The sequence below is a fragment of the Actinacidiphila polyblastidii genome, assembly GCF_036353415.1.
GTDB classification, from domain to species: Bacteria; Actinomycetota; Actinomycetes; order Streptomycetales; family Streptomycetaceae; genus Actinacidiphila; species Actinacidiphila polyblastidii.
In genome coordinates this window covers 74,938-99,974 of sequence record NZ_JAZEWV010000003.1, presented here as the reverse complement: position 1 = coordinate 99,974, position 25,037 = coordinate 74,938, and the positions used below count along the sequence as shown (strand labels likewise).

At 76.4% G+C, this 25,037-nt stretch carries 18 protein-coding genes and 1 riboswitch; of the genes, 3 read left to right on the top strand and 15 right to left on the bottom strand.

What is annotated here, in order from left to right; all coding sequences use genetic code 11:
- Positions 1-180 precede the first annotated feature (180 nt).
- The 3 genes from V2S66_RS05585 (at position 181) to V2S66_RS05575 (ending at position 4,616) form a co-directional block, all read left to right on the top strand.
- The gene (locus tag V2S66_RS05585; RefSeq protein ID WP_330793325.1) at positions 181-1,368 is read left to right on the top strand and encodes an SCO1860 family LAETG-anchored protein; all 1,188 of its coding nucleotides are present in this window, start codon (positions 181-183) and stop codon (positions 1,366-1,368) included.
- Positions 1,369-1,503: 135 nt separating this feature from the next.
- On the top strand, positions 1,504-3,630 hold the full coding sequence (locus tag V2S66_RS05580) for a protein kinase domain-containing protein (RefSeq protein WP_330793324.1): 2,127 nt from the start codon (positions 1,504-1,506) through the stop codon (positions 3,628-3,630).
- On the top strand, positions 3,579-4,616 hold the full coding sequence (locus tag V2S66_RS05575) for an ABC transporter substrate-binding protein (protein WP_330793323.1): 1,038 nt from the start codon (positions 3,579-3,581) through the stop codon (positions 4,614-4,616). Before V2S66_RS05580 ends, V2S66_RS05575 begins: the two co-directional genes overlap by 52 nt.
- Here the strand turns inward: V2S66_RS05575 and cobC are convergent.
- From cobC to V2S66_RS05500, 15 genes are all read right to left on the bottom strand, one after another.
- Entirely contained in the window at positions 4,606-5,661 is a 1,056-nt protein-coding gene (gene cobC / locus V2S66_RS05570; RefSeq protein WP_330793567.1) for an Rv2231c family pyridoxal phosphate-dependent protein CobC, read from the bottom strand. The two genes, V2S66_RS05575 and cobC, sit on opposite strands and share 11 nt — an antisense overlap.
- A gap of 82 nt (positions 5,662-5,743) precedes the next feature.
- A complete protein-coding gene (locus V2S66_RS05565) occupies positions 5,744-6,652 on the bottom strand; it encodes a sirohydrochlorin chelatase (RefSeq protein ID WP_330793322.1) in 909 nt (302 codons plus the stop codon).
- Positions 6,649-7,254 carry a precorrin-8X methylmutase gene (locus V2S66_RS05560; RefSeq protein WP_413966301.1) on the bottom strand — a complete coding sequence of 202 codons (606 nt, stop codon included), beginning with the start codon at positions 7,252-7,254 and terminating at the stop codon, positions 6,649-6,651. The genes V2S66_RS05565 and V2S66_RS05560 overlap by 4 nt, the downstream gene beginning before the upstream one ends.
- A gap of 14 nt (positions 7,255-7,268) precedes the next feature.
- Entirely contained in the window at positions 7,269-9,053 is a 1,785-nt protein-coding gene (gene cobJ / locus V2S66_RS05555) for a precorrin-3B C(17)-methyltransferase (protein WP_330793320.1), read from the bottom strand.
- The gene (gene cbiE / locus V2S66_RS05550; RefSeq protein ID WP_330793319.1) at positions 9,050-10,381 is read right to left on the bottom strand and encodes a precorrin-6y C5,15-methyltransferase (decarboxylating) subunit CbiE; all 1,332 of its coding nucleotides are present in this window, start codon (positions 10,379-10,381) and stop codon (positions 9,050-9,052) included. Before cbiE ends, cobJ begins: the two co-directional genes overlap by 4 nt.
- Positions 10,382-10,386: 5 nt before the next feature.
- Complete coding sequence (cobM, locus tag V2S66_RS05545) at positions 10,387-11,268, bottom strand: precorrin-4 C(11)-methyltransferase (RefSeq protein ID WP_330793318.1); 882 nt, start codon at positions 11,266-11,268, stop codon at positions 10,387-10,389.
- Positions 11,265-12,071, bottom strand: coding sequence for a precorrin-2 C(20)-methyltransferase (cobI, locus tag V2S66_RS05540; protein ID WP_330793317.1), 807 nt, complete (start codon positions 12,069-12,071; stop codon positions 11,265-11,267). Before cobI ends, cobM begins: the two co-directional genes overlap by 4 nt.
- On the bottom strand, positions 12,068-13,417 hold the full coding sequence (locus V2S66_RS05535; protein WP_330793316.1) for a cobyrinate a,c-diamide synthase: 1,350 nt from the start codon (positions 13,415-13,417) through the stop codon (positions 12,068-12,070). Before V2S66_RS05535 ends, cobI begins: the two co-directional genes overlap by 4 nt.
- Positions 13,418-13,722: 305 nt before the next feature.
- Positions 13,723-14,319: a cob(I)yrinic acid a,c-diamide adenosyltransferase gene (gene cobO / locus V2S66_RS05530; protein WP_330793315.1), complete on the bottom strand. Its 597-nt coding sequence runs from the start codon at positions 14,317-14,319 to the stop codon at positions 13,723-13,725.
- On the bottom strand, positions 14,319-16,439 hold the full coding sequence (locus V2S66_RS05525) for a putative cobaltochelatase (RefSeq protein ID WP_330793314.1): 2,121 nt from the start codon (positions 16,437-16,439) through the stop codon (positions 14,319-14,321). The genes cobO and V2S66_RS05525 overlap by 1 nt, the downstream gene beginning before the upstream one ends.
- Entirely contained in the window at positions 16,436-20,128 is a 3,693-nt protein-coding gene (gene cobN, locus V2S66_RS05520; protein ID WP_330793313.1) for a cobaltochelatase subunit CobN, read from the bottom strand. The genes V2S66_RS05525 and cobN overlap by 4 nt, the downstream gene beginning before the upstream one ends.
- A complete protein-coding gene (locus tag V2S66_RS05515) occupies positions 20,125-21,645 on the bottom strand; it encodes a cobyric acid synthase (RefSeq protein WP_330793566.1) in 1,521 nt (506 codons plus the stop codon). The genes cobN and V2S66_RS05515 overlap by 4 nt, the downstream gene beginning before the upstream one ends.
- Positions 21,646-21,653: 8 nt before the next feature.
- Positions 21,654-22,643: a cobalamin biosynthesis protein gene (locus tag V2S66_RS05510; RefSeq protein ID WP_330793312.1), complete on the bottom strand. Its 990-nt coding sequence runs from the start codon at positions 22,641-22,643 to the stop codon at positions 21,654-21,656.
- Between the two features lie 143 nt (positions 22,644-22,786).
- Positions 22,787-22,913: riboswitch (cobalamin riboswitch) on the bottom strand.
- A 637-nt stretch (positions 22,914-23,550) separates the two neighbouring features.
- Positions 23,551-23,769 carry a hypothetical protein gene (locus V2S66_RS05505; RefSeq protein ID WP_330793311.1) on the bottom strand — a complete coding sequence of 73 codons (219 nt, stop codon included), beginning with the start codon at positions 23,767-23,769 and terminating at the stop codon, positions 23,551-23,553.
- Between the two features lie 14 nt (positions 23,770-23,783).
- On the bottom strand, positions 23,784-25,019 hold the full coding sequence (locus V2S66_RS05500) for an inorganic phosphate transporter (RefSeq protein WP_330793310.1): 1,236 nt from the start codon (positions 25,017-25,019) through the stop codon (positions 23,784-23,786).
- Between the last annotated feature and the right edge of the window lie 18 nt (positions 25,020-25,037).

Below are 25,037 nucleotides of genomic sequence, written 5' to 3'. Positions count from 1 at the left end.
AACGGCCGTGCGAAGCCATTCGAACCCGGGGGCGGAAACCACGCTTACGGGTGAACTAGCGCCGTGTAGCCGCTACTTCACCCACAGTGCGTAAATATGGCCGGGTCCAGGTCCCTGGCGGCTGTCCCCAGATCAGCGCGCGCCGGGGACGCCATGCCATCCCCAGGGGTGTTCCCAACCGTGTACCGCACTCTCAACTCCCTTGTCAGCGCGCATCGTTCGGCCATCGCGATCGGCGCCGGCGTCGCCCTCGCGGCGGGCGCCGCGACGGTCGCGCCGATCGCCCAGGCGACCCCCGCCGCGCCGGCGCACACCTCCGGCGCGGGCGCCGCCACGGCGACGGTGCTGCGCGCCGGGCTCGACGTCTCCGTGCTGAACAGGACCGTCGACGTCCCCGTCGACGCGTCGCTGAACGACGTGCGGGCGCCCGCCTCCGCACGGGAGACCGCGCTCACCGTGACCGTCGGCCACGGCGTCGAGGGGGGCCGCCCGGTCAACCTGCTGCGGGCCGCCGTCGCCACCGCGAACGCCACCGCGGACCGGGACGCGGCCGAGGGGTACGCGGACGTCGCCGACGCCCGGCTGCACCTGCCGGGCTTGCCGCTGCTGTCCCTGGTCACGCTCGACGCGATCTCCTCGCGCGCCACCTGCCGGGTGGGGCGCAAGCCCACCGCCTTCTCGCAGGTGGCGGGCGTCACGGTGCTCGGGCGGCGGGTGGCGCTCTCCGCCGTCGGCACCACGCAGATCGACGTGCCCGGCGTCGGCAGGGTCGGGCTGGACCTCACGCACACCGTGCTGACCTCCGACACCGCCGCGGCGACCGCGCTCCACCTCACGGTGCACGTCAACCCGCTGAGCCTGGGGGTGGCCGAGGTCGGCGGGGACGTGACGCTCGCGCAGGCCACCTGCCGCACCCCGCGCAGGAGCGGCGGTTCGACCGGCGGTTCGACGGGCGGTTCGACCGGCGGCTCGGGCGGCTCGGGCGGCTCGGGCGGCGGTTCGACGAGCGGGTCGGCTTCGGGCGGCTCCAACGGAGGCGCCACCAGCGGCGGCCCCGGCGGCGGTTCGGCATCCGGGGGCGGCAACGGAGGCTCCGGCAGCGGTGGTTCCACCTCGGGCGGCGGCAACGGCGGGTCCGGCTCAGTTGGTTCCGCCGCGTCCGGCGGCTCGGCCGCGTCCGGCGGCTCCGGCGGTGGCGGCGACACCCACGCCCAGACCGTCGGCGACACCGGCAACCTCGCCGAGACCGGGGCGAGTTCGTCCACGCCCTACCTCGCGGGCGGCGCGGCGGCCCTCGTCGCGGCCGGCGTGGGCGTCTTCCTGGTGGCCGACCGCCGCAGGCGCGCCGGCGCCGCCGCACGTGACTGAACGGTCGTGATCGACACAAGCGGGTAACAGCCCGAGGGGGGCGGCGCGACCGTGGCGCCGTCCCCCTTAACCTGGTGCGGACGTGCGGGGGAACGCGCTGGGGACGACGCGCCTGGGCGCGGGGACGGGCGGGGAATGAGCGAGGGTCTGTTCGCGGGTCGGTACCAGGTGCTCGGGCTGCTCGGCCACGGCGGAATGGCCCGCGTGCACCGGGCCCGCGACACCCGGATGGGCCGCGTCGTCGCGGTCAAGACGCTGCTGCCCGAGCTGGCCGACAACCCCGACGCGCGGCGCAGGTTCGCCCGCGAGGCACAGGCGGCGGGCGCCCTGAACCACCCCGGCATCGTCACCGTCCACGACCAGGACGAGGTGCGCGACGGCGACACGGTCGTGCCGTACCTGGTGATGGAGTACGTGCCCGGCACCACGCTGGCCCAACTCGTGCGGGAGCACGCCCCGCTGGAGCCCGCGCAGGCGGTGCGCATCGTCTGCGACATCCTCGACGCGCTGGCCCACGCGCACAGCCGCGGCACCGTGCACCGCGACGTGAAGCCCGCCAACGTGCTGATCACCACCGAAGGCGCGGTCAAGGTCGCCGACTTCGGCATCGCGCGGGTGCTCGACGCCGACCAGCGGCTGACCGCCACCGGCTCGGCGATCGGCACGCCCAGCTACATGTCGCCCGAGCAGATCAACGGCCACGACGTGGACGCCCGCAGCGACGTGTACGCGGTGGGCTGCGTGCTGGTCGAACTCCTCACCGGCAAGCCGCCGTTCACCGACGGCAACCCGATCAACCTGATGTACTGGCACGTCCACACCCCGCCGCCCGAGCCGTCGTCGCGCAATGCCAGGGTCGGCAAGGAGCTGGACGCCCTGACCCTCCACGCGCTCGCCAAGGACCCCGCGGACCGGCCCGCGGACGCCGCGGTCTTCCGCAACCGGCTGCGCGGCTGGCTGGCCGCGGCAGGCGCGGGCGCGTTCGCCGACCCCGCCGTCCCGCCCGCCGCGCTCCCGCCGCCGCCTCCCGCGGTTTCCGGGGACCCCGCGACCCCTGCGACGCCCGCGCAGGGTGCGGGCCCCCAGGTCCCCGGCCCGCGGCCCAGCGACCCGCGGGCCACGTACGGTGTCGGCGCGCGGCTGCCGGTCCTGCCCGGCGCGGACTCGGCGGCCGGCCCCGGCGCTGCCGCCCCCGCCGTACCGCGGGACGCGTCCCCGGCTCCCGCCGTGGCCGCCCCGCCGCCGGCCGCGGCCGAGCACCCCGCGTACTCCCGCACCCCGCAGGTGCCGCTGCCGCCGCCGTATCTGCCGGGCACCCCGCCGCCGCACGACAACCACCCGCCCAGCCCGCCGGCGCAGGACCCGGCCGCGCACCCCGCCCCCACGGCCGACCCGCCCGCCGGCACCGGGGACCTCGCCCGCCGGCGGCGCAGGCGCCGCTGGACCGCGGCCGCGGCCGGCGTGGCCGTGGTGGCCGTCGGCGTCACCGTGGCGCTGGCCTTCGGACCGCTGGGCGGGAGCGCGGGACCGACACCCACGCACCGGTCGGGCCCGACCGGCAGCACCGTCCAGGACGCCGCGCTGCGGTTGCACGGCGGCAAGCGCGGCAGTGGCTACGGCGGCGGCCTCGACGGCGTCGTCCGCCCCTCCACGGCCAAGGGCGGCACCCTGCGTCTCGTCGCCACCGACCCGCCGCTGAACCTCCTGGACCCGGCGGCCACCTACGAGCAGCCCGCCTGGAACGTGCAGCGCCTCTTCCTGCGCAAGCTGGTCGACTACGTGCCCGCGCCGGGCGCGGCCGGCCGCACCGTCGTCCCCGACCTGGCCACCGACACGGGCAAGGTCAGCTCCGACGGGCTGACCTGGACCTTCCACCTCAAGCCCGGGGTGAAGTACCAGGACGGCTCGCCGATCACGTCGATGGACGTCAAATACGGGGTCGAGCGGACCTTCGCCCGTGACGTCTTCCCCGGCGGCCCCTCCTACTTCCCCGAACTCCTCGACGAGGGCCAGCACTACCCGGGCCCGTACGAGGACGGCGACCCCACCGAGCTGGGCCTGAAGTCGGTGGCCACACCGGACGCCGCCACCATCTCCTTCACCCTCGCCAAGCCCTTCGCGGACTTCCGCTACGTGCTGGCGCTGTCCGTCGGCGCGCCCGTGCCGCGGCTGGCCGACAGCGGGGCGGCAAGACGTACGAGCAGCACCCGATGGCCAGCGGCCCGTACGAGGTGGCCTCCTACGACCAGGGCAAGAGCCTGAAACTGGTCCGCAACCCCGAGTGGGACCCGGCCACCGACACCGTGCACTCCGCGCTGCCCGACACGATCGACCTGACGTACCTGGCCGACCGCAACGCCGTCGAGGCCGCGCTGCTCGACGGCAGCGCCGACCTGGACATCGACGCGGCCACCCTCTCCGACGCCACCGAGACGAAGATCCTCGGCAGCCCCACGCTGAAGGCTGACACCGACCTCGCCTACAACGGCGCCACCCGCTTCCTCAGCCTGCAGACCGGTGTCGCCCCCTTCGGCGACTACCGGTGCCGCTGGGCGGTGCAGTACGCGGTGGACCGGGCCTCGGTGCGGGCCGTCTTCGGCGGGCAGTACAACGGCGGCGACGTGGCGACCACCATGCTGCCGCCCACCAGCGACGGCCACGACCCGGCCGCCACGCCCTTCGGCACCAGCCTCGGCGTGTCCTTCCCGGACGAGGCGAAGAAGCAACTGGCCGCCTGCGGCCGGCCGAACGGCTTCCCGGTCACCCTGGCCGGAGCCGACTCCGGCGCGAGCGCCGAAGCGATGCAGTCGATCAAGACGTCCCTGGCCGCGGTCGGCATCACCGCACACGTGGTGACCGAGCCGACGGAGACCTTCTACCAGGACCTGCTGTCGCCGGCCCGGCTCAAGGCCAAGAAGTGGGGCATGGTGCTGACCAGTTGGGCCGCCGACTGGCCGACCGGGGGCGGCTTCCTGCGCACCCTGATCGAGCCCGGCAGCTCCACGAACTACTCCGGTCTCGACGACAGCGAGATCAACGCCCTGGTGGACACCGCGGACGCCCAGTCCGACCCGGCCGAGGCCGCGTCGGACTGGGCGGGGATCGACGCGAAGGTGATGAGCGAGTCCACCATGGTCCCGCTCGTCTACGTCCGCCATCTGATCTACCGCGGGCCGCGGTTGACCAACGTCTACGAGCAACAGGTGCTCGGCGGCGTCGACCTGACCGCGCTGGGGGTCAAGCCATAGCGGTGGCGAGGGCGTTGGCGAAGCCGTCGGCCGTACGGCGGTCCCTGACCGCGATCCGCAGCCAGTCCGGCCCGAGCCCGGGGAAGGTGTCGGCGCGGCGCACCGCGTACCCCAGGTCGCGCAGCCGCAGCCGCACCCCGGCCGCGTCCGGCAGGCGCAGCAGCAGGAACGGCGCGGCCGGGGTGTCGCCCGCGACCTCCAGTCCGGTGGCCGCCAGCCCGCGCAGCCGTTCGACCAGGTACGCCCGCTCCGCGGTCACCGTCCTGGCCGCCTCGGCGGCTTCGGCCAGCGCCCGCGGCGACATGCACGCCTCCACCGCGGCGAGCGCGGGCGTGGAGACCGCCCACAGCGGCTGGGCCCGTTCCAGCGCCGCCACCGTCGGCGGCTCCGCCAGCACGTAGCCCACCCGCAGCCCGGCGAGCCCCCAGGTCTTGGTGAGGCTGCGCAGCACCACCAGGCCCGGCACGTCCGCCGCTGCGGCCAGCGACTCGCGCTCGCCCGGCACCGCGTCCATGAACGCCTCGTCGACCACCAGCGTGCGCCCCGGGCGGGCCAACTCCCGAACCGCCGCCGCCGGATGGAGCACCGAGGTGGGGTTCGTCGGATTGCCGAGCAGCACCAGGTCCGCGTCCTGCGGGACCCGCGCGGGGTCCAGCCGGAAGCCGTCGGCCGCGCGCAGCACGACGCGCTCCACCGGGTGACCCGCGGCGCGCAGCGCCGCCTCGGGCTCGGTGAACTGCGGGTGCACCACGGCCACGCGCCGCGGCCGCAGCGCCCGCGCGAGCAGCACGAACGCCTCGGCGGCGCCCGCCGTCAGCAGCACCTCGGCGTCCGGCCTGCCGTGCCGGGCGGCCACCGCGCGCCGGGCGGTCCGGCCGTCGGGGTAGCCGGCGAGTCCGGCAAGCGAGCCGGCGATCCGCTGCGCGAGCCACGAAGGGGGCGTGCCGGCGCGGACGTTGACCGCGAGGTCGACGAGTCCCTCGCCGACCTCCGCGTCCCCGTGGTGCCGCAGGTCGTAGCCGTCCGGGTCCGCCGGGTCCGTCATGCCCGCCGGGTCCGCGGTGTTCGTCGTGTCCGCGGGGGCCGCCGGGCCTGCGCCGGCCGGCGTGCCCGGTCCGGCGGCGGGCTCAGTGGGAGTGCGCATGGTGACCGCTGTGCGCGTGGCCGTGGCCGTGGTCGTGTCCCGGGTCGTCCGGGTGGTGGTGCGGCTGCTGCGGCGCGCCCACCCGGTCCTCGAAGCCGGGCAGCTTGACCCGGTACACGCAACTGTCGCAGTTCATCCGCAGGTCGCCCCCGAGCGTCTCGTGGTAGCGCTCCATGACCAGCGCGGCCAGCTCCGGCTCGGGGCCGATCACGTCCGCACAGCGCACGTCCACGCCCGGCGCGTCCCGCGCCCAGCCGTGGGCCTGCTCCCGTACCCGGTCCGGCAGCACCCCGGGGAAGAGGAAGTACGGCAGCACCACCACGCGGGTCGCGCCCAGCCGGCGGCAGCGCTCAAGACCGGCCGGCACCGACGGATCGGCCAGCGACACGAACGCCGTCTCGACGCCCGCCAGTCCGCGGCCCTCCCACAGCAGCCTGGCCGCCTTGAACACCTCGGCGTTGGCGTCCGGGTCGGTCGAACCGCGGCCCACCAGCAGCACCGTGGTCGCCGCCCGGTCCGCGCCGGCCACCGCCTCGTCGAGCCGCCGCTCCAGGACGGCCAGCAACCCCGGGTGCGGGCCCAGCGGGCGGCCGTACGCGAACGACGTGCCCGGATGGCGCTGCTTCTCGCGGGCCAGGGCCGCCGGGATGTCGCCCTTGGCGTGGCCGGCGGACACCAGCACCAGCGGCACCGCGGCGAACTCCCGTACGCCGTCCGCAGCCATCGCCGCGACGGAGTCGGCCAGCGGCGGCGGCGACAGTTCGATGAACCCGCCGCCCACCGGCAGTTCGGGGTGGGCGGCGGCCAGTTGGGCGACGAAGGCACGGAAGGTCTCGGCGCCGGCCTCGTCGCGGGTGCCGTGGCCGACGAGGAGCAGGGCGGGGGCGGTCACTGGTCGTTCTCCTTGCCTGGGGACTGCGGGTACGGCGTGTAGAGCAGGGCGTTGAGCGCGGCGGCGGCCACCGCGGAGCCGCCCTTCTCGGAGATGTTGCTGACCGCGGGCAGCCCCGACGCGCGCAGGTGCGCCTTGCTCTGCGCGGCGCCCACGAAGCCGACCGGCATGCCGATCACCAGCGCGGGCGCGGCGTGCAGCGCGATCAGCTCCTCCAGCGCGGTCGGGGCGCAGCCGATCACCCACACCGCGCCGGGGCCGACCTCCCCGTACGCCAGGCGCATCGCGTGCGCGCTGCGGGTCAGGCCGGTGCTGGAGACGGCGTCCGCCAGCCGGCACACCGCGCGCCGCGCGGTGACGCCCGCGGCGACCATCTCGACGTCCGCGACGACCGGCGCGCCCGAGTGCAACGCCGCGTGTGCGGCGCGCAGTTCGGCCTCGTCCGCGACCAGGTCGGTGGCGTAGCCGAGGTCGGCGCTGGAGTGGATCACCCGCTCGAGCACCGCCCGCCGCAGCGGCGGCAGATCGGAGGTGTCCAGCCGGGACCGCAGGATGCGGAAGGACTCCTGCTCGATGGGGTGGACCGTACGGGTACGGATCACGGTGCTCCTTGAGGTCATGACTGCCACCGGTAGCCACGGGGGGTGACCATGCGGCCGGCGACGACACGGGTCGCGGTGTTGCCCACGGTCACCACCGTCACCATGTCCACGGTGGTCACGTCGAAAGCGGCGAGCGTGCTGATCGCGGTCCGCTCGTCCGGGCGGGAAGCGGCGTGCACGATGCCCACCGGGGTGTCGGGCGCGCGGTGCCCGGCCAGGATCGACAGCGCCTTCGGCAGCTGCCAGTCGCGGCCGCGGCTGCGCGGGTTGTAGAAGGTGACCACCAGGTCCGACTCGGCCGCGGCCCGCACCCGGCGCTCGATCACGTCCCACGGGGTGTGCAGGTCGGACAGGCTGATCGACACGTGGTCGTGGCCCAGCGGCGCGCCCAGCAGCGCGGCGGCGGCCAGCGCCGCGGTGACCCCGGGCACCCCCACCACGTCGATGTCGTCGGCGGCCTCGGCCAGCGCGGGGGAGGCCATCGCGTACACGCCGGCGTCGCCGCTGCCGATCAGGGCGACCGCGTGGCCCGCACGGGCCTGCGCGACGGCCGTGCGGGCGCGCTCCTCCTCGGCGCCGAGCCCCGACTCCAGCACCCGGGTGCCGGGCGGGAGCAGATCGCGGATCTGCGCGACGTACTGGTCGAGGCCGACGACCACCGACGCCCGGCGCAGCTCCGCCGCGGCCCGCGGGGTCAGCAGGTCGCGGGCGCCCGGCCCGAGGCCGACCACGGCGAGCCGGCCGCGCGCCCTGCGGCGGGCGACGGCGGCGGTCGCCATCGCCGACTTGCGCTTCTCGACGGCGAGTTCACCGCCCGGCCCGGCGCCGAGCAGGGCGGCCGCCTCGGCCACCGACGGTGTGCCCACGGCGGCCAGCGGCGCCGCGGAGGGATTCGGCACCGGCACGGCGGCGAGCGCCTGCGCGGGGTACGTCAGCAGCGGAACGCCCAGCCGCGCGGCCGCTCCCACGATCCCGGGCTCGTCCTTCTTCGCGTCCACGGTCGCCAGTGCGGCGACGCTTAGCCGGGCGAGCCCGGCGCCGTCCAGCGCGGCGTGCACCAGCTCCACGACCTCCTGCTCACCGACGCCGCGGCTGGCGCCGACGCCGACCACCAGCGACGGCGGCCGTACGAACACGATCCGCCCCGTCCCGGCCCCGGCCCCGGTCCCGTTCTCGGCCCCGGCCCCAGTTCCGTCGGCGGTCCCAGTCTCCTGGGCGGTCGCGTCCGCGGCGGGTCGCACCACGCGGTCGGTCACCCACACGGCGGCCGGCGTCGAGGCCGGGGGCGCCGTCCCGGGGGCCGGCGCGTGATCGAGGGGGAGCGGAGGCAGCGGCCAGGGCGTGTCGGCGTACAGCGGCACCCGCTCACCGTCCAGGACCGCCCGGGTGACCGCGGCGATCGGCCCCTGCGCCGGATACGGCAGCGTGTCCAGCGCGGTGATCGCCACCGCGTCCGTGGCCGTGGTGACGACGGGTGCCGCGCCGAGCACCTCCCCGACCGCGGCGGCGAGCGCGTTGGCGCCGCCCGCGTGACCGCCCAGCAGCGCCACCGCGTGGCGGTGCGCCTCGTCCACGGTGACCACGCCCGGGTCGTCCCGCTTGGCCGACAGCAGCGGCGCGACCAGCCGCACCACGGCGCCCGCCGCGAGGAAGGCGACCACCTGCTCGCACTCCCCGAACGCCGCCGCCAACGCCTCCTTCACCGGCCCCTGGTAGGTCCGCGTGCGCCCCGGCCAGGCCGCGGCCAGCCGCTCGCACCCCTGCCGGCCGGCAACCGTCGCCGCCACAAGCCCGATCACGTCAACGTCCTCTCCGCAAAACCCGGTTCGCGGACCGGAACCGGCCCCGCGACCGCCTCGGGGCGGATGCCCCACACCACGAACACCGGGTTGACCGCGGCGAGCCGCGACACCTCGCCCGGCAGCGGCGCCAGCCGCGACGCCTGCAGCAGCACGCCGTCCGTCACGAGCCCGGCCGCGCGCAGCGCGCCGCGCACCGCGGCCACCCGGTCCACCGCCGCCAGCGTCACGACCACCGACCGGCGGGCGCGCTCCGCGCACCGCGCCACGATCGCGGGCAGCCGGGCGCCGCCGCCGCCGATGAACACCGCGTCCGGCTCGGGGAGCCGTCCGAGCACGCCGGGCGCGGCGCCGTGCACCGCCTCGACGTCCACGCCGTGCGCCGCCGCGTTGGCCCGGATGCGCGCCACGCCGTCCGCGTCGCGCTCCACGGCGACCACCGCGGCGCCGAACCGCGCGCACTCCACCGCCACCGAACCGGACCCGGCGCCGACGTCCCACACCAGATCGCCGGTGCGCGGGCCGAGGCGCGCCAGCACCAGCGCCCGCACCTCGGCCTTGGTCACCATCGAGTCGCGGTGCGCGAACTCCTCCTCCGGCAGCGCCCATCGGGCGGGCGCGGCGGGCGGTCCCGCGACCGTGCGCGCCTGGGCCGCCGGCAGTGAGGCGCCCGGCCCCAGGCACAGCACGACCGACCCGGCCGCGGGCCACGGACGGCCCGCCGCCTGCGCGGGGGAGACCCGTACGACGGATTCCTCGGCCGTGCCGAGCGCCGAGGCCACCACCAGTGTCCTGGCGGCCCCGGCCCCTTGCTCGACCTCTTGCCCGGCCCCTTCCCCGGCGGCGGCCAGCGCCGCACCCAGCTCCGCGGGGCCGGCGCCCGGCCCGGTGAGCACCGCGACCTTGCGGTGCGCCCGGCAGACGTTCACCGCGGTCCGCAGCGCCCTGCCGTGCGCGCTCACCACGACCGCGTCGTCCCAGCTCAGCCCGAGCCGGGCGAAGGCCGTCGCGATCGAGGGCGCGGCGGGCCGCACGTCCAGCGCGGCCGGCCCGAACCGCTCGCCGAGCGCCCGGACGATCCCGAAGAAGCCCGGGTCGCCAGAGGCCAGCACGGTCACCGGCCGCTCCTCGCGCACGTACCGCGCGACGACGTCGAGGGCGGGCGCGAGCGGTCCCAGCTCCAGGCGGCGGGCGTGCGGCGGCAGTTGCGCCGCGTCCAGGTGCCGTGCCGCGCCGACCACCAGGTCGGCGGCGCCCAGCGCGAGCGGCCCCGCGGCCGCACCGGTCCCTGTGCCCGCGCCCGTACCTGTGCCGATCACCGTGATCATGCCGCTCAGCTCCTGGCTTCGCGGGGCCGGTCGGTCTCGCGGGCCGCGCGGGCCTCGCGCAGGGCGCGGCGGGCCGCCGGGTCGGCGCGGCGGAAACCGTGGAAGTGGCCCGGGTGGTACAGGTGCGAGCGGGTGCCGGTCGCCGCCAGCGCCGGGCCGACCAGGAAGAGCGTGTGCTTCCACAACCTGTGGGCCTTCACGGTCTCCTCCAGGGTGCCGACGGTGCAGTGCACCAGCAGCTCCTCGGGCCAGCTGACCTGATGGGCGATCACCACCGGGGTGTCGGTGCGGTATCCGCCCTCCAGCAGCTCCGCGGCGAGCTGCCCGGACCGGGCGGCGGAGAGGAAGACCGCCATCGTGGTGCCGTGCCGGGCGAACTCCCGTACCTCCTCGCCCGGCGGCATGGGCGTCTTGCCGCCGCCCAGCCGGGTCAGGATCACCGACTGCGCGACCTCCGGGATCGTCAACTCCCGCCCGGCCAGCGCCGCGACGGCCGAGAACGAGGACACCCCCGGCACGATCTCCACCTCGATGCCGAGCTCCGCGCACCGGTCGACCTGCTCCTGCGTGCCCCCCCACAGCGCCGGATCCCCGGAGTGGACGCGCGCGACCCTCAGGCCCTCGCGGTGCGCCCGCGCGTACACCGCGACGACGTCCTCCAGCGGCATGCCCGCCGAGTCCAGGATCTCCGCGTCGTCCCTGGCGTGCTGCAGGACCTCCACCTGGACGAGGCTGGCCGCCCAGATCACCACGTCGGCCTCGGCGATGGCGCGGGCGGCGCGGAAGGTCAGCAGGTCGGCGGCGCCGGGTCCGGCGCCCACGATGGTGACCTTGCCCGGCTGCGCCGGCGCGACCGGCCCGTCCGTACGTGCGGCCTCGGCGTTCACAGTTTTCCTCCCCGGCTGCCGTCCCGCGGAGCGGGCGCGATCAGCGTCGACAGATACGGCAGCGGAGCGTCGAGCAGTTCGGCCGCGGGCCGGATCGACTCGGCGGGCAGCCCCAGCGAACTGCCCCACACCGCGCCCTCGGTGCGCCCGGTGGCGTGCAGTGCCGCGGCGACCTCGGCGGCCAGCCGGCCGAACTTGTAGGCCACGACCGTGCCGGGCCCCTCCAGCGCGTCCTTCAGCACCGCGGCGCCCGCGGTCACCGGCACCAGCGTCAACGGCTCGGTGCCCTCGGCGAGTACGGCGCCGCTGCGCGCGGCCAGGTCCTGCATCGCGGTGATGCCCGGCACGCTCTCCACCACCGTGCCGGGCAGCAGGGCCCGTACGGTGTGCGCGAGGTACGTGAACGTCGAGTACACGTTGGGGTCGCCGATGGTCGCGAACGCCACCGTGCCGTGCGTGCGCAGGAGTTCGGCGACGCGCTCGCCCGCGGCGTCCCACGCGGCCTCGCGCCGGGCGCGGTCGGTGCGCTCGTTGAGCGCGAAGACGACACGGACGATCCTGGCGGGGTCGGCGTAGTGCCGTACGGTCGCCTCGGCGCGGCCCAACTCGCCGCTGTCCAGCACCGGGACGACGATCGCTGCCGCGTCCCGCAGCGCGTTGACGCCCTTGACGGTGACCAGTTCCGGGTCGCCGGGCCCGACGCCGACGCCGATCAGCCGCGCGGGCGCGGCCGGGTTGGGACCGTCGACCGGGTGCGGGTTCGACCGCGGGTCCGGCTGCGCGGCCGGGGTGGGGAGGGTCATGCGCTGCACCTCTCGACGAAGCGCCGGGCCAGCGAGGGTTCGCCGGCCCAGTGGACATGCAGGTAGGAGGCGTGCACCTGGCCCTGGACGAATCCCTCGCGGCGGACGGCCGGCTGGGTGAAGCCCCAGGCGGGCTCGGGGCCGCAGGCGGGGTCGACCGCGGTGCGGTGGAACTCGTGCCCGCGCAGCCGGGTGCCGGGCGCGGCCAGCACCCCGTCGCCGAGGGCGACGGCCTGGCGGTAGCCGAGCGTGAGGCGGTCGGTCATCGTCGCGGTGGCGTCCAGCACCCCGCACATCGGGCGTCCGTCGAGCGAGCGCAGCAGGTACAGCAGCCCCGCGCACTCCGCGGCCAGCGGGCCGCCGAAGGCGGCGACGGCCCTGCGCAGCGGCTCGTTGGCGGACAGCTCCGCGGCGTGCACCTCGGGGAAGCCGCCGCCGAGCAGCAGGCCGCGGGCGCCCTCGGGCAGTGCCTCGTCCTGGAGCGGGTCGAAGGGCACGACCTGCGCGCCGGCCGCCTCCAGCAGTTCCGCGTGCTCGGCGTACGAGAAGCTGAACGCGGCGCCGCGGGCCACCGCCACGACCGGCCGCGGCCCGGCCACGCTCCCGCCCGGCAGGCCCACCTCGGCTGCCGCGTCCCAGGGCGCGGCGGTCAGCGGCGGCGCCGAACGGGCCAGCGCCCACAGCGCGTCGAGGTCGCAGGACGCCGCCACGCGCTCGGTCAGCGCGCCGATCCAGGCCCGCGCCTCAGCGCCGCGCTCCGCCGCCGGCACCAGGCCGAGGTGCCGCGACGGCACCCGCAGCTCGTCGGCGCGCCGCAGCGCCCCCAGCACCGGCACGCCCGCCTCGTCCAGCGCCTCGCGCAGCACCTGCTCGTGCCGGTCGGAGCCGACCCGGTTCAGCACCACGCCGCCGAGCCGCACCTGCGGGTCCCAGGACGCGAAGCCGTGCACCAGCGCCGCCACCGAGCGGGCCTGCGACGACGCGTCGACCACGAGCACCACCGGGGCCTGCAGCAGCTTGGCGACCTGCGCCGTCGAGCCCAGCCCGCCGTGGCCCGAGGCGCCGTCGAACAGGCCCATCACCCCTTCGACCACGGCGAGTTCGCACCCGGCCGCGCCGTGCAGGAACAGCGGTGCGATCCGCTCCTCCCCGCACAGGAAGGGGTCCAGATTGCGACCGGGGCGACCCGTCGCGAGCGCGTGGTACCCCGGATCGATGTAGTCCGGGCCGACCTTGTGCGGCGAGACCGCGAGCCCTCGCGCGGCGAACGCCGCCATCAGGCCGGTCGCCACCGTCGTCTTCCCACTCCCGGACGCCGGCGCCCCCACCACCAACCGCGGCAGCACCCCCGGCCCCCCACCGTGCGCCCCGGCGGGTCGCGGCTTCCGTGCCCTCGCGGGCCCGGTCGCCGCGCGGATGCTCCGTGCCTGCGCCTGCGCCTGCGCGGGTGCGGTTGCCGCGCTGCGCGCGTCCGGCGTCGCTCGGCGGTCTCCGCTCGCCGGGGAGGCGGGCCCGGGCGCGGCCGTGAGGCCGGGTCGGGGTGCACGCGCAGCCGCGGGGTCCAGGACGGGGCCTCGGGCGCGGCCTGCGGCGGCGTGAGCCGCCGGTCCCCGGGGCGGACCGGTTGCCGCACCCCGGGCGGAGCCCACCTCTACCATTCGATGCCTCGCTGACCTTTCTGGCCCGCGTCCATGGGGTGCTTCACCTTGGTCATGTCGGTGACGAGGTCGGCGGCGTCGAGGAGAGCGGGGGGAGCGTTCCTGCCGGTGATGACGACGTGTTGAGCGCCGGGGCGGGCGTTCAGGACGGAGACGACCTCGGCGGTGTCGACCCAGCCCCAGTGCATCGGGTAGGCGAACTCGTCGAGCACGTAGAGCCGGTAGGTCTCGGCGGCAAGGTCGCGGCGGACCTGGGCCCAGCCCTCGCGGGCGGCCTCCTCGTTGGACTCGGGGGAGCGCTGCACCCAGGACCAGCCCTCGCCCATCTTGTGCCAGGCGACCGTGCCGCCCTCGCCGGAGTCGCCGAGGACGCGCAGGGCGCGCTCCTCGCCGACCTTCCACTTGGCCGACTTGACGAACTGGAACACCCCGACCGGCCACCCCTGGTTCCACGCCCGCAGCGCGAGCCCGAAGGCGGCGGTCGACTTGCCCTTGCCGGTGCCCGTGTGGACGATCGTCAGCGGCCGGTTGCGCCGCTGACGGGTCGTCAGGCCGTCGTCCGGCACCACGCTCGGCTGTCCCTGCGGCATCAGGCGGCCCTCCGTACGTCCTTGACCAGGGCGGACACCGTGTCCGCCCGCAACTCGCCCGGTGTCACCGCGACACCGCCCAACTCCTCGGCGAGCGCGGCCGCGAGGCCGAGCCGTACCGGGCCCGACTCGCAGTCCACGACCACCGCGGCGGTCCCCGCGGCGGCCAGCAGCCGCGCGGCGCGGGCCGCGAGCGCGACCGGTTCCGCGCCGCCGGTCGCGCGGCCGTCGGTCACCACGACCAGCAGCGGCCGCCGCGCCGGGTCCCGCAGCCGCTCCACCCGCAGCACCTCGTGCGCCTTGAGCAGGCCGGCGGCCAGGGGCGTACGGCCGCCCGTCGGCAGGGACGCCAGCCGCGCGGCGCCGGTGTCCACCGACGACGTGGGTGGCAGCGCCAGTTCGGCCGTGGCGCCCCGGAAGGTGATCAGCCCGACCTTGTCGCGCCGCTGGTAGGCGTCGAGCAGCAGCGACAGCACCGCGCCCTTGACCGCGCCCATGCGCTGCCGCGCGGCCATCGACCCCGATGCGTCGACCACGAAGAGCACCAGATTGCCCTCGCGGCCCTCGCGTACGGCCTGCCGCAGGTCGTCCCTGCGCACCACGAGGCCCGGTCCGCTGCGGCCGCGCGCCCGCTGGTGGGGGGCCGCCGCCCGGATCGTCGCGGTCAGGTGCAGCGCCGTCAGGGCGCCCTCGGGCCGCCGGTCGCCGGTCGTCCTGCCGTGCGCGGTCCTGGCCCGCGACCTGCGCCCTGCCGCGCCCTCGCCGAGACCGGGCACGCTCAGCGCGCGGGTCCGGTAGGGCTCCGTGGCGGCCGCCGCGGGCCGCTCGCCGCCGGCCGGCCCGCCCTCCGGGCCGCCGGGGGAGTCCTGGCCGGGCGCCGGCGCGGGTCCGGAGCCGGGTCCCGCGCCGGGGTGCGCGGCGTCGCCGGAACGGTCGTCGCCGCCGTCCGCGCCGTCCGCGCCGTCCTGCCCCGGTCCTGCGTCCTGCGGCGGCGCGCCACCGCCGCCCGGCCCGTCCGGGTCCGGGTCCTCCTCGCCGTCGTCCCCTTCACGGCCCCCGCCCCCTTCACCGCCCTCGTCGCCCTCGTCCGAGCCGGCCTCGCGCTCCAGCGTCTCGTCGAGGCGGTCCTCGTCCAGGCCCGGCGCGTCGAAGGGGTTGCGGCGCCGCCGGTGGGGCAGCGCCAGCAGCGCGGCCTGCCGTACGTCCTCGGCGAGTACGACGGTGCGGCCCGCCCACGCGGCGAGGGCGGTCGCGGTGCGCGCCATGACGATGTCCGCGCGCATCCCGTCGACCTCGAACGCCGCGCAGGTCGCGGCGATCTGCCGCAGCGCGGCGTCTCCGAGCCGCACGTCCGGCAGCAACCGCCGGGCAGCCGCGATGCGTTGGCGCAGCGCCTCCTCCTCGCCGGCCCAACGCGCGGTGAACGCGGCCGGATCGGCGTCGTAGGCCAGCCTGCGGCGGACCACCTCGACGCGCTCGTCGGTCTCGCGGGAGGCGGCGACCTCGACGGTCAACCCGAAGCGGTCGAGCAACTGCGGGCGCAGCTCGCCCTCTTCCGGGTTCATCGTGCCGACGAGCAGGAAACGCGCCGCGTGGCGCACGGAGACGCCCTCGCGCTCCACGTAACTCGCGCCCATCGCCGCCGCGTCCAGCAGCAGGTCGACGAGGTGGTCGTGCAGCAGGTTGACCTCGTCGACGTACAGGACGCCGCGGTGCGCGTCGGCGAGCAGGCCCGGCTCGAACGCCTTCACCCCGTCGGCCAGGGCCCGTTCGATGTCCAGGGCGCCCACCAGCCGGTCCTCCGAGGCGCCCACCGGCAGTTCCACCAGGCGGGCCGGCCGGGACGCCGCGGACTCCCCCGCGCCGTGCGCGCCAACGGGGTGCGGGCCGTCCGGGCAGGCCGGGTCGGGCGCGGCCGGGTCGCAGCTGAAACGGCAGCCGGGCACCACGGCGACCTCGGGGAGCAGCGCGGAAAGGGCGCGCACCGCAGTGGACTTGGCGGTGCCCTTCTCGCCGCGCACCAGGACGCCGCCCACGGCGGGGCTCACGGCGTTCAGCGCGAGCGCCAGCCGCAGCTCCTCCTGGCCCACCAGTGCGCTGAACGGATACGGGATGCTCATGCGTCGCCCTCCAGGTCGCCTTCGAGGGCGAGGTACGTCTCACGGAGCCGGGCCAGGGTCCCGGGGTCGGGCGCGGCCCACAGGCCGCGGTCGGCTGCTTCGAGCAGCCGCTCGGTGATCCCGCGCAGCGCCCAGGGGTTGGACTTCCTCATGAAGTCCGCGTTCTCCGGGTCGAAGACGTACTCGGCGGACAACCGCTCGTACATCCAGTCGTCGACGACGCCGGCGGTGGCGTCGTAGCCGAAGAGGTAGTCGACGGTGGCGGCCATCTCGAAGGCCCCCTTGTAGCCGTGCCGCCGCATCGCCGCCATCCAGCGGGGGTTGACCACCCGGGCCCGGAAGACGCGGTGCGTCTCCTCGCCGAGGGTGCGGGTCCTGACCTGGTCGGTGACGGCGCTGTCGCCGACGTACGCCTGCGGGGACGCGCCGGTGAGATGGCGGACCATCGCCACCATGCCGCCGTGGTACTGGAAGTAGTCGTCCGCGTCGACCAGGTCGTGCTCGCGGGTGTCGACGTTCTTCGCGGCGACCTGGATGCGGCGGAAGGCGGCCTCCATGTCGCCGCGGGCGGCCCGGCCGTCGAGCCCGCGGCCGTAGGCGTAGCCGCCCCACACCGCGTACACCTCCGCGAGGTCCGCGTCCGAGCGCCAGTTGCGGGCGTCGATCAGCGGCAGCAGGCCCGCGCCGTAGGCGCCGGGCTTGGAGCCGAAGACGCGGGCGGTGGCGCGCCGCCGGTCGCCGTGCAGCGCGGTGTCCTCGTCGGCGTGCGCCCGCACGTGGTTGACGTCCGCGGGCTCGTCCAGCTCGGCGACCGCCCGTACCGCGTCGTCGACCAGGGCGACCACGTGCGGGAAGGCGTCGCGGAAGAAGCCGGAGATGCGGACCGTGACATCGATCCTGGGCCGCCCCAACTCGGCCGCGTCCACCACCTCGAAGCCGGTGACGCGGCGCGACGCGTCGTCCCACACCGGCCGGCAGCCCAGCAGCGCGAGGATCTCCGCGATGTCGTCGCCCTGCGTGCGCATGCACGAGGTGCCCCACACGGTGAGCCCCACCGACGCCGGATAGGCGCCGGTGTCGGCGACATGGCGCTCCAGCAGCGAGTCGGCGAGCGCCGAACCGACGTCCCAGGCCAGCCGGGACGGGATCGCCTTGGGGTCGACGGAGTAGAAGTTGCGCCCGGTCGGCAGCACGTTGACCAGGCCCCGGGTCGGCGACCCGGAGGGCCCGGCGGGGACGTAACCGCCGCGCAGCGCCCGCAGGATGTGGGTGATCTCGTCACCGGTACGGGCCAGCCGAGGCGCGACCTCGGCGGCGGCGAACTCCAGGACCCGTACGACGTCGGGGACGTCGCGGCCGCGCAGCGCCTCGTGCACGACGTCCTCGGCCGCCCCCGGCGCCCAGCCGCACGCCTCCATGGCCTCCGCGAGTTGCCGGGCGAGCCGCTCCAGCAGGTCCACCGCGTCGGAGGCGGTACGGGCCGGGCCGTCCACGAGCGCGGTCAGCCCGGCGGGCACGTCCGCGGGCGCGCCGGGCGTCGCCAGCAACTCCTTCTCGACCAAACCGAAGTACCCGGCGAGCGCCGCCCGCAGACCCGGCAGCGCGGCGCCCACGCCACCCCAGACCTGGGCCGAACGCAGCACCGCCAGCAGCAGGTTGACCCGCGCCTCGCCGACCGGGCCGCCGCCGAGGATGTGCAGGCCGTCCCGGATCTGGACGTCCTTGATCTCGCACAGCCAGCCGTCCACGTGCAGCACGAAGTCGTCGAAGCCGTCCTCGTCTGGCTGTTCGTCCACGTGCAGGTCGTGGTGGAGCTCCGCGGCCCGCACCAGCTCCCAGATCCGGCCGCGGACCGCCGGCGCCTTCGTCGGGTCCAGGTCCTTCACCAGGGCGTACTCGTCGAGGAGTTGCTCCAGCCTGGCCAGGTCGCCGTACGAGTCGGCGCGGGCCATCGGCGGCACCAGGTGGTCCACGACGGTGGCGTGCCCGCGCCGCTTGGCCTGGGTGCCCTCGCCGGGGTCGTTGACGATGAACGGGTAGACCAGCGGGAGTTCGCCGAGCACCGCGTCCGGCGCGCACCCCGCGGACAGCCCGAGGCCCTTGCCGGGCAGCCACTCCATGGTGCCGTGCTTGCCCAGGTGCACGATCGCGTCGGCGCCGAAGGTGCGGTCCAGCCAGCGGTAGGCGGCCACGTAGTGGTGCGAGGGCGGCATGTCCGGGTCGTGGTAGATCGCGATCGGGTTCTCGCCGAAGCCGCGCGGCGGCTGGATCATGATCACCACGTTGCCGAACCGCAGCGAGGCCAGCACGATGTCCGCCCGCTCGCCCTCGCCGTCCACGTACAGCGAGCCCGGCGGCTCACCCCAGTGGCGCAGCATCCCGGCACGCAACTCCTCGTCCAGGGTGGCGAACCAGCTCCGGTAGTCCGCCAGCGGCACCCTGGCCGGCGCGGCGGCGAGCTGCTCCTCGGTCAGCCACTCCACGTCGTGGCCGCCGGCCGCGATCAGCCGGTGGATCAACTCGTCGCCGTCGTCGGGGAAGTCGCCGGTGGCGTAACCCGCCTCGCGCAGCGCGTGCAGCAGCCGGACGGCCGACGCGGGGGTATCCAGGCCGACCGCGTTGCCGACCCGGGAGTGCTTGGTCGGGTAGGCGGTGAAGACCAGGGCGATCTTCTTGTCCTCGTTCGGCGTGTGGCGCAGCGCCGCGTGCCGCACCGCGATCCCGGCCACCCGCGCCGCCCGCTCCGGATCGGCCACGTACACCGGCACGTCGCCCTCGCCGCTCTCCTTGAAGGAGAACGGCACGGTGATCAGGCGGCCGTCGAACTCCGGGATCGCCACCTGCATCGCGGCGTCCATCGGGGACAGCGCCGCGTCGGACTCCTGCCACGCCTTGCGCGAGGAGGTCAGGCACAGGCCCTGGAGCACCGGCACGTCCAGCTCGGCGAGCGCCCCCACGTCCCACGTCTCGTCCTCGCCGCCCGCGCTCGCCTGCGACGCCACGGTGCCGCCGGACGCCAGCACCGTCGCCACGATCGCGTCGGCGCGGCCCAGCAGGTCGTACAGCCCCTGGTCGGCGCCCCGCAGCGAACCGCAGTACAGCGCGAGGGCGTTGGCCCCCTTGGCCTCGATCGCCTCGCACAGGGTGTCCACGAAGGCGGTGTTCCCGGAGAGCTGGTGGGCGCGGTAGAAGAGCACCGCGACCGTCGGGCGGCCCGGGACGTGCCGGTCCGCGTACCCGCCGTGCAGCCCGAACTCCGGCATCGCGTGCGGCGGTTCGAAGCCCTCGCCGCTCATCAGCACGGTGTCGCAGAGGAACCGGGCGAGTTGCGCGAGGTTGCCGGGGCCGCCCTCGACCAGGTAGCGCAGCGCCTGCGCGACGACCCCGGCCGGCGCCGACGACATCGCCATCAGCTCGGCGTCCGGCACCGACTCGCCGCCGAGCAGCACCGTCGGCACCCCGGACGCGGCGAGCACGTCGAGCCCCCGCTCCCAGGCGCGCCGGCCGCCGAGCAGCCGGACGACCGCCAGGTCCGCGCCGTCCAGCAGCGCGGGCAGGTCGGCGTCGGGATCGACCCGCGCCGGGTTGCCGATGCGGTAGGACACGGTGCCCGGCGCGGCCTCGGCGGAGGCGGCGCGGGCCGCCAGCAGGTCGGTGTCGGCGGTGGACAGCAGCAGAACGGTGCTCATGGTGCCCCCGGTGCGAGGAAGGGGAGGCCGGCGGGCGCGCCGTCCTCGATGAGCCGCAACAGGGCGGCGGTGTCCAGGTGTTCGTCGACCAGGTCGGCGAGGCGGTCGAGCTGGGCCTCGCGCAGCGCGGCGAAGTCGGTGTCCGGCGTGGGCACGAAGCGGCGCCCGGCCGCGGCGGCCACCCGCCGCAGGAACTCCCGGCGGAACGCGTCGCTCTCCAGCGAGCCGTGCCAGTGCGTGCCCCACACCGCGTCGACCCGGCAGCCGTCGAGGAACGGCTCGTCGAACCCGGCGTCCGCGCCGTGGAGTTCGGCCGCTCCGCGCGCCGGCCCGGTGAAGTGGGCGACGCCGTGGTGGATCTCGTACCCCTCCACCGGCGCCCCGTAGGCGGTGCCCGACGGGCGGGCCAACGTCTTGGCGGCGGCGAAGGAGATCCGCACCGGCAGCAGTCCGAGGCCCGGGACCGTACCGGCCCGCGACTCGACGTCGTCGTCGATGCGTTCGCCGAGCATCTGGAAGCCGCCGCAGATCCCCAGCACCGGGCGGCCCTGCGCGGCCCGCCGCAGGACGGCGGCGGCGAGGCCGCGGTCGCGCAGCCACTGCAGGGCGCGCACGGTGCCGCGGGTGCCGGGCAGCACCACCAGGTCGGCGTCCTCCATCTCCTCCGGCCGGTCCACGAAGCGGACCACGACGCCGGGTTCCGCGGCCAGCGCGTCCAGGTCGGTGAAGTTCGACATCAGCGGCACGGCCGCGACCGCCACCCGCAGCACGTCCTCGCCCAGCGGCGGCGCGGTCGCCTTCGACTCGCGGGCGCGCAGCCCGTCCTCCTCGTCGATGCCCAGGCCCGGCGCGTACGGCAGCACGCCCAGGGTCGGGCGGCCGGTGAGCTTGGCGAGCATGTCCAGGCCCGGTTGCAGCAGCGTGACGTCGCCGCGGAACTTGTTCACCAGGTAGCCGCTGATCAGCGACTGGTCGGCCGCGTCCAGCAGCGCGGTGGTGCCGTAGAACGACGCGAACACCCCGCCGCGGTCGATGTCGCCGAGCACCAGCACCGGGAGCCGGCCGCGCCGGGCCACCGCCATGTTGACGATGTCGGTCCGCCGCAGGTTGATCTCGGCCGGGCTGCCGGCGCCCTCGCAGACCACCGCGTCGTGGGTACGGCCGAGTTCGGCCAGGCAGTCCGCCACCGTGTCCAGCAACTCGGCCTGCCGGCCGCCGTGGTAGCCGCGCGCGCTCAACTCGCCGACCGGACGGCCCAGCACGATCACCTGGCTGCTGCGGTCGCTGCCGGGCTTGAGCAGCACGGGGTTCATCAGCGCCGACGGTTCGAGCCCGGCGGCCTGCGCCTGCATCGCCTGCGCCCGGCCGATCTCCGCGCCGTCGCGGGTGACGAAGCTGTTCAGCGACATGTTCTGGCCCTTGAAGGGGGCGACGCGCACGCCCTGCCGCCGCAGCCACCGGCACAGTCCGGCGACGACCACGCTCTTGCCGACGTCCGAGCCGGTCCCGGCGATCATCAGGCCCTTCACGGCGCCACCTCCCGTGCCGCGGGGGCGGGTTGCGCGCGGTGGCGCGGCCGGCCGGTGGCGCCGCGGGCCAGCGACAGGGCGGCCGACGCGGCCAGGGCGAGCGCGCCGACACGCCGGGAGAGCAGTACCGCGCGGTCGATGTCGGCGGGGCGCGGCGCGGCGAACTCCGCGCCCAGCACGGGGCGGTGCTCCACGCGGCCGCCGTACGACAGGCTGCCGCCCAGGCGCAGCCGCAGCGCGCCGGCGAACGCGGCCTCCACCGGGCCCGCGTTGGGGCTCGGGTGCGCCGCGGCGTCGCGACGCCAGGTGCGCAGCGCCGCCGCCGGGTACGGGCCGGCCAGCACCGCGAGCGCCGCGGTCAGCCGCGCCCCGGGGTAGCCGGCCGCGTCGTCCAGCCGGGCGGCCGCCCAGCCGAACCGCAGGTACCGCGGCGAGCGGTGGCCGACCATGGCGTCCAGGGTGTTCACCGCGCGGAAGCCGACGAGTCCGGGGACGCCCGCCGCGCCGCCCCACAGCAGGGCGCCCACCACCGCGTCCGAGGTGTTCTCCGCGACGGACTCCACTACCGCGCGGGCGATCCCCTCGGCGTCCAGCGCGTGCGGGTCGCGGCCGCACAGATGCGGCAGCCGCGCCCGCGCGGCCGCCAGGTCGCCCGCCTCCAGCGCCGCCCCGACCAGCCGGGCCTCCCCGGCCAGCGAGGCGCCGCCCAGTACCGACCAGGCGGCCAGCCCGGTCAGCGCGACGGACAGCGCGGGCCGGGAGCGCGCCGCGCGCCGGGCCAGCACGGCGACGCCCACGGCGCCGCCCGCGCACAGCGCGGTGTGCGCGGCGCCGGCGCCGCGGTGGTCACGCCACAGGCGGCGTTCCAGGGCCCCCGCCGCGCGTCCGAACGCCGCGACCGGATGGCCGCGGCGCGGATCGCCCGCGACGAGATCGCCGAGGAAGCCGAGAGCGGCGCCGTACGCGAACTCGCGGTCGGCACGCATCGGTTCAGCCGGCCGTCGCGCTCCGGAAGGGCACCGGCGGCGCGTCCGGCCGCCGGAGGTCGGGCCTGGGATGTGCGGTGCCGCGCATGTCTGAAGTCCTCACTCAGGGTCCGCGCCCTGGTTTCGACGTGACCGGCGGTGAGAGTCTCCTGGCTCCCGGATCCACGCGCTCCCCGCCTTCCGGCCGGCGAGCCGGTCGTGACGTACGGGTCGGGAGCGCACTCCCCGGTGACAGTGGCGGGACCGCGCCGGATTCGCACCGGACTTCCTCTCCTGCCGCCGTATGGCTCCGGGCAGTTCACCACGCGCGCGAAACCCCGTCAACCTCGCGTTGACCTGCGGGGACGAAAGTGTGGCGCGCTCCACACGGGGGCGGCCTCCGGCCGCCCGATTCCCCCCGGCGCGCGCCCGGCGCACTTCGCCTGCGGCGCGCCGCCGCGCGCTCCGCGCCGGGGACGGGGCCTGGTCGCCCAGGGCCGTGTGCGTCACCGGGTGACCCGGAGCCGGGGGCGGCGCAACGGTGGACGTTCAGCCGCGGATGCGGCGGGCACGCCGACGGGGTGGCCTTGCGCGCCGAGGACGGCGCCTGCTCGCCCGGGGCCGGTGCGGGGGCGCTGGCCGGCCGGCGATGTGCGTACGCGGGTGGCTTGCGCGGCGCGTCGCCGGGCGTGTCGTGGCGGTCCGGTCGGCGTCCCGGCAGCGGGCCGCGTGGGTGAGCGGGCCGCCCGGGGCCGGGGGCGCGCAACGGTGGGTGTTGCGCGCCGAGGACGGTGCGCGCGGTGGACGCCGCGCGTGCGGCGGGCGCTGGGCGGCAGGCCGCGTGCGTCAGCGACCGGCCCCGGGCGGGCCCGGTCGCGCAGGGCGCGGACTGCGCGTGCCTGGGCGGCCCCCACCCCGCAGGGGGCGGCTACTTCGAGACGATGAGGTAGATGCCGTACCCGACTGCCGCCGCGCACGCGGCAAAGCACGTGTACGCGGCCCCGCTGCGCGCCGCGGTCTGCGCGCCGCCGCGGCCCTGGGGGCGGGACAGCCCCACGACGCCGAGGGTGAAGACGCCGACCAGGCCGACGGTCGAGACGAGGGCGACGACGAGGACCGTGCCGAGGGCGTGCCAGTCGATGCTCATGAGCGTACGTCCTTTCAGGCGGCGGGCGCGGCGGGCGCCACGGTGGGGGCCGGGCCGGCGGTGGGGCCGGCCGGCGGCGGGGTGACGGCGGCGATCGCGGCGGTCACCGCGCCCTGCGGCTCGGCCGGGGCGAGGGGGCCGTCCAGGGCGGGGTCGTTGACGTTCGCGTGCGTGACCGGCTTGCGCCGGGCCGCCGCCCACATCGCGCCGCACGCCCCGATGCCGAGCACCGCGACCGCGGCGACGCCGACGCCGCCCTGGTCGGCCAGCAGCGCCGCGCCGGCGGCGACCAGCCCGGCCGCGGGCAGGGTCAGCACCCACGCGGCGACCATGCGGCCCGCGGTGCCCCATTGCACCACCGCGCCGCGGCGGCCGAGCCCGGCGCCCAGCACGGACCCGGAGCAGACGTGCGTGGTGGACAGCGCGAACCCGATGTGCGAGGACGCCAGGATGGTGGCGGCCGCGCCGGTCTGCGCGGCGAAGCCCTGCTGCGGCTCGATGTCGGTCAGGCCGCGCCCGAGGGTGCGGATGATCCGCCAGCCGCCCAGGTAGGTGCCGAGCGCGATGGCCGCGCCCGCCGAGACGATGACCCACAGCGGCGGGTTGGAGCCGAGGGCGATCACGTTCCCGGTGATCAGGGCGAGCGTGATGACGCCCATGGTCTTCTGCGCGTCGTTGGTGCCGTGCGCCAGCGAGACCAGGCCTGCGGAGGCGACCTGCCCGGCCCGGTAGCCGCGCGCGGTGGCGTCCGCGTCGGCCCGCCGGCCGATCCGGTAGGTCAGCCGGGTCGCCAGCGTCGCCGCGACGCCCGCCACGATCGGCGCGGCCACCGCGGGGATGAGCACCTTCATGACGACCGCGTCGCCGTGCACGCCGTGCATGCCGACCGAGGCGAGCGTCGCGCCGATGAGGCCGCCGAACAGGGCGTGCGAGGAGCTGGACGGCAGCCCTGCCAGCCAGCTGAGCATGTTCCACACGATGGCGCCGACCAGACCGGCGAAGATCACCTCGGGTCTGATCCCGGCGGACTCGTCCACGATCCCGCCGGAGATCGTCTTGGCGACCTCCACCGACAGGAAGGCGCCGACGAGGTTGAGCGCGGCGGCCATGGCCACCGCCGTCTTGGGCTTGAGCGCGCCGGTCGAGATGGTGGTCGCCATCGCGTTGGCGGTGTCGTGGAATCCGTTCGTGAAGTCGAACACGAGAGCGGTGACGATGACGATTCCGATCAGGAGCGTCATGTGTTCCATGGACCCAGGCAATCGTTT

Excerpts from the sequence above, each read along its gene's own strand:
- V2S66_RS05580 (WP_330793324.1), top strand. The coding sequence starts at position 1,504 with ATGAGCGAGGGTCTGTTCGCGGGTCGGTACCAGGTGCTCGGGCTGCTC.
- V2S66_RS05575 (WP_330793323.1), top strand. The coding sequence starts at position 3,579 with ATGGCCAGCGGCCCGTACGAGGTGGCCTCCTACGACCAGGGCAAGAGC.
- cobC (WP_330793567.1), bottom strand. The coding sequence starts at position 5,661 with ATGACGGACCCGGCGGACCCGGACGGCTACGACCTGCGGCACCACGGG.
- cbiE (WP_330793319.1), bottom strand. The coding sequence starts at position 10,381 with ATGATCACGGTGATCGGCACAGGTACGGGCGCGGGCACAGGGACCGGT.
- cobI (WP_330793317.1), bottom strand. The coding sequence starts at position 12,071 with ATGACCCTCCCCACCCCGGCCGCGCAGCCGGACCCGCGGTCGAACCCG.
- cobO (WP_330793315.1), bottom strand. The coding sequence starts at position 14,319 with ATGCCGCAGGGACAGCCGAGCGTGGTGCCGGACGACGGCCTGACGACC.
- V2S66_RS05525 (WP_330793314.1), bottom strand. The coding sequence starts at position 16,439 with ATGAGCATCCCGTATCCGTTCAGCGCACTGGTGGGCCAGGAGGAGCTG.
- cobN (WP_330793313.1), bottom strand. The coding sequence starts at position 20,128 with ATGAGCACCGTTCTGCTGCTGTCCACCGCCGACACCGACCTGCTGGCG.
- V2S66_RS05515 (WP_330793566.1), bottom strand. The coding sequence starts at position 21,645 with ATGATCGCCGGGACCGGCTCGGACGTCGGCAAGAGCGTGGTCGTCGCC.
- V2S66_RS05510 (WP_330793312.1), bottom strand. The coding sequence starts at position 22,643 with ATGCGTGCCGACCGCGAGTTCGCGTACGGCGCCGCTCTCGGCTTCCTC.
- V2S66_RS05505 (WP_330793311.1), bottom strand. The coding sequence starts at position 23,769 with ATGAGCATCGACTGGCACGCCCTCGGCACGGTCCTCGTCGTCGCCCTC.
- V2S66_RS05500 (WP_330793310.1), bottom strand. The coding sequence starts at position 25,019 with ATGGAACACATGACGCTCCTGATCGGAATCGTCATCGTCACCGCTCTC.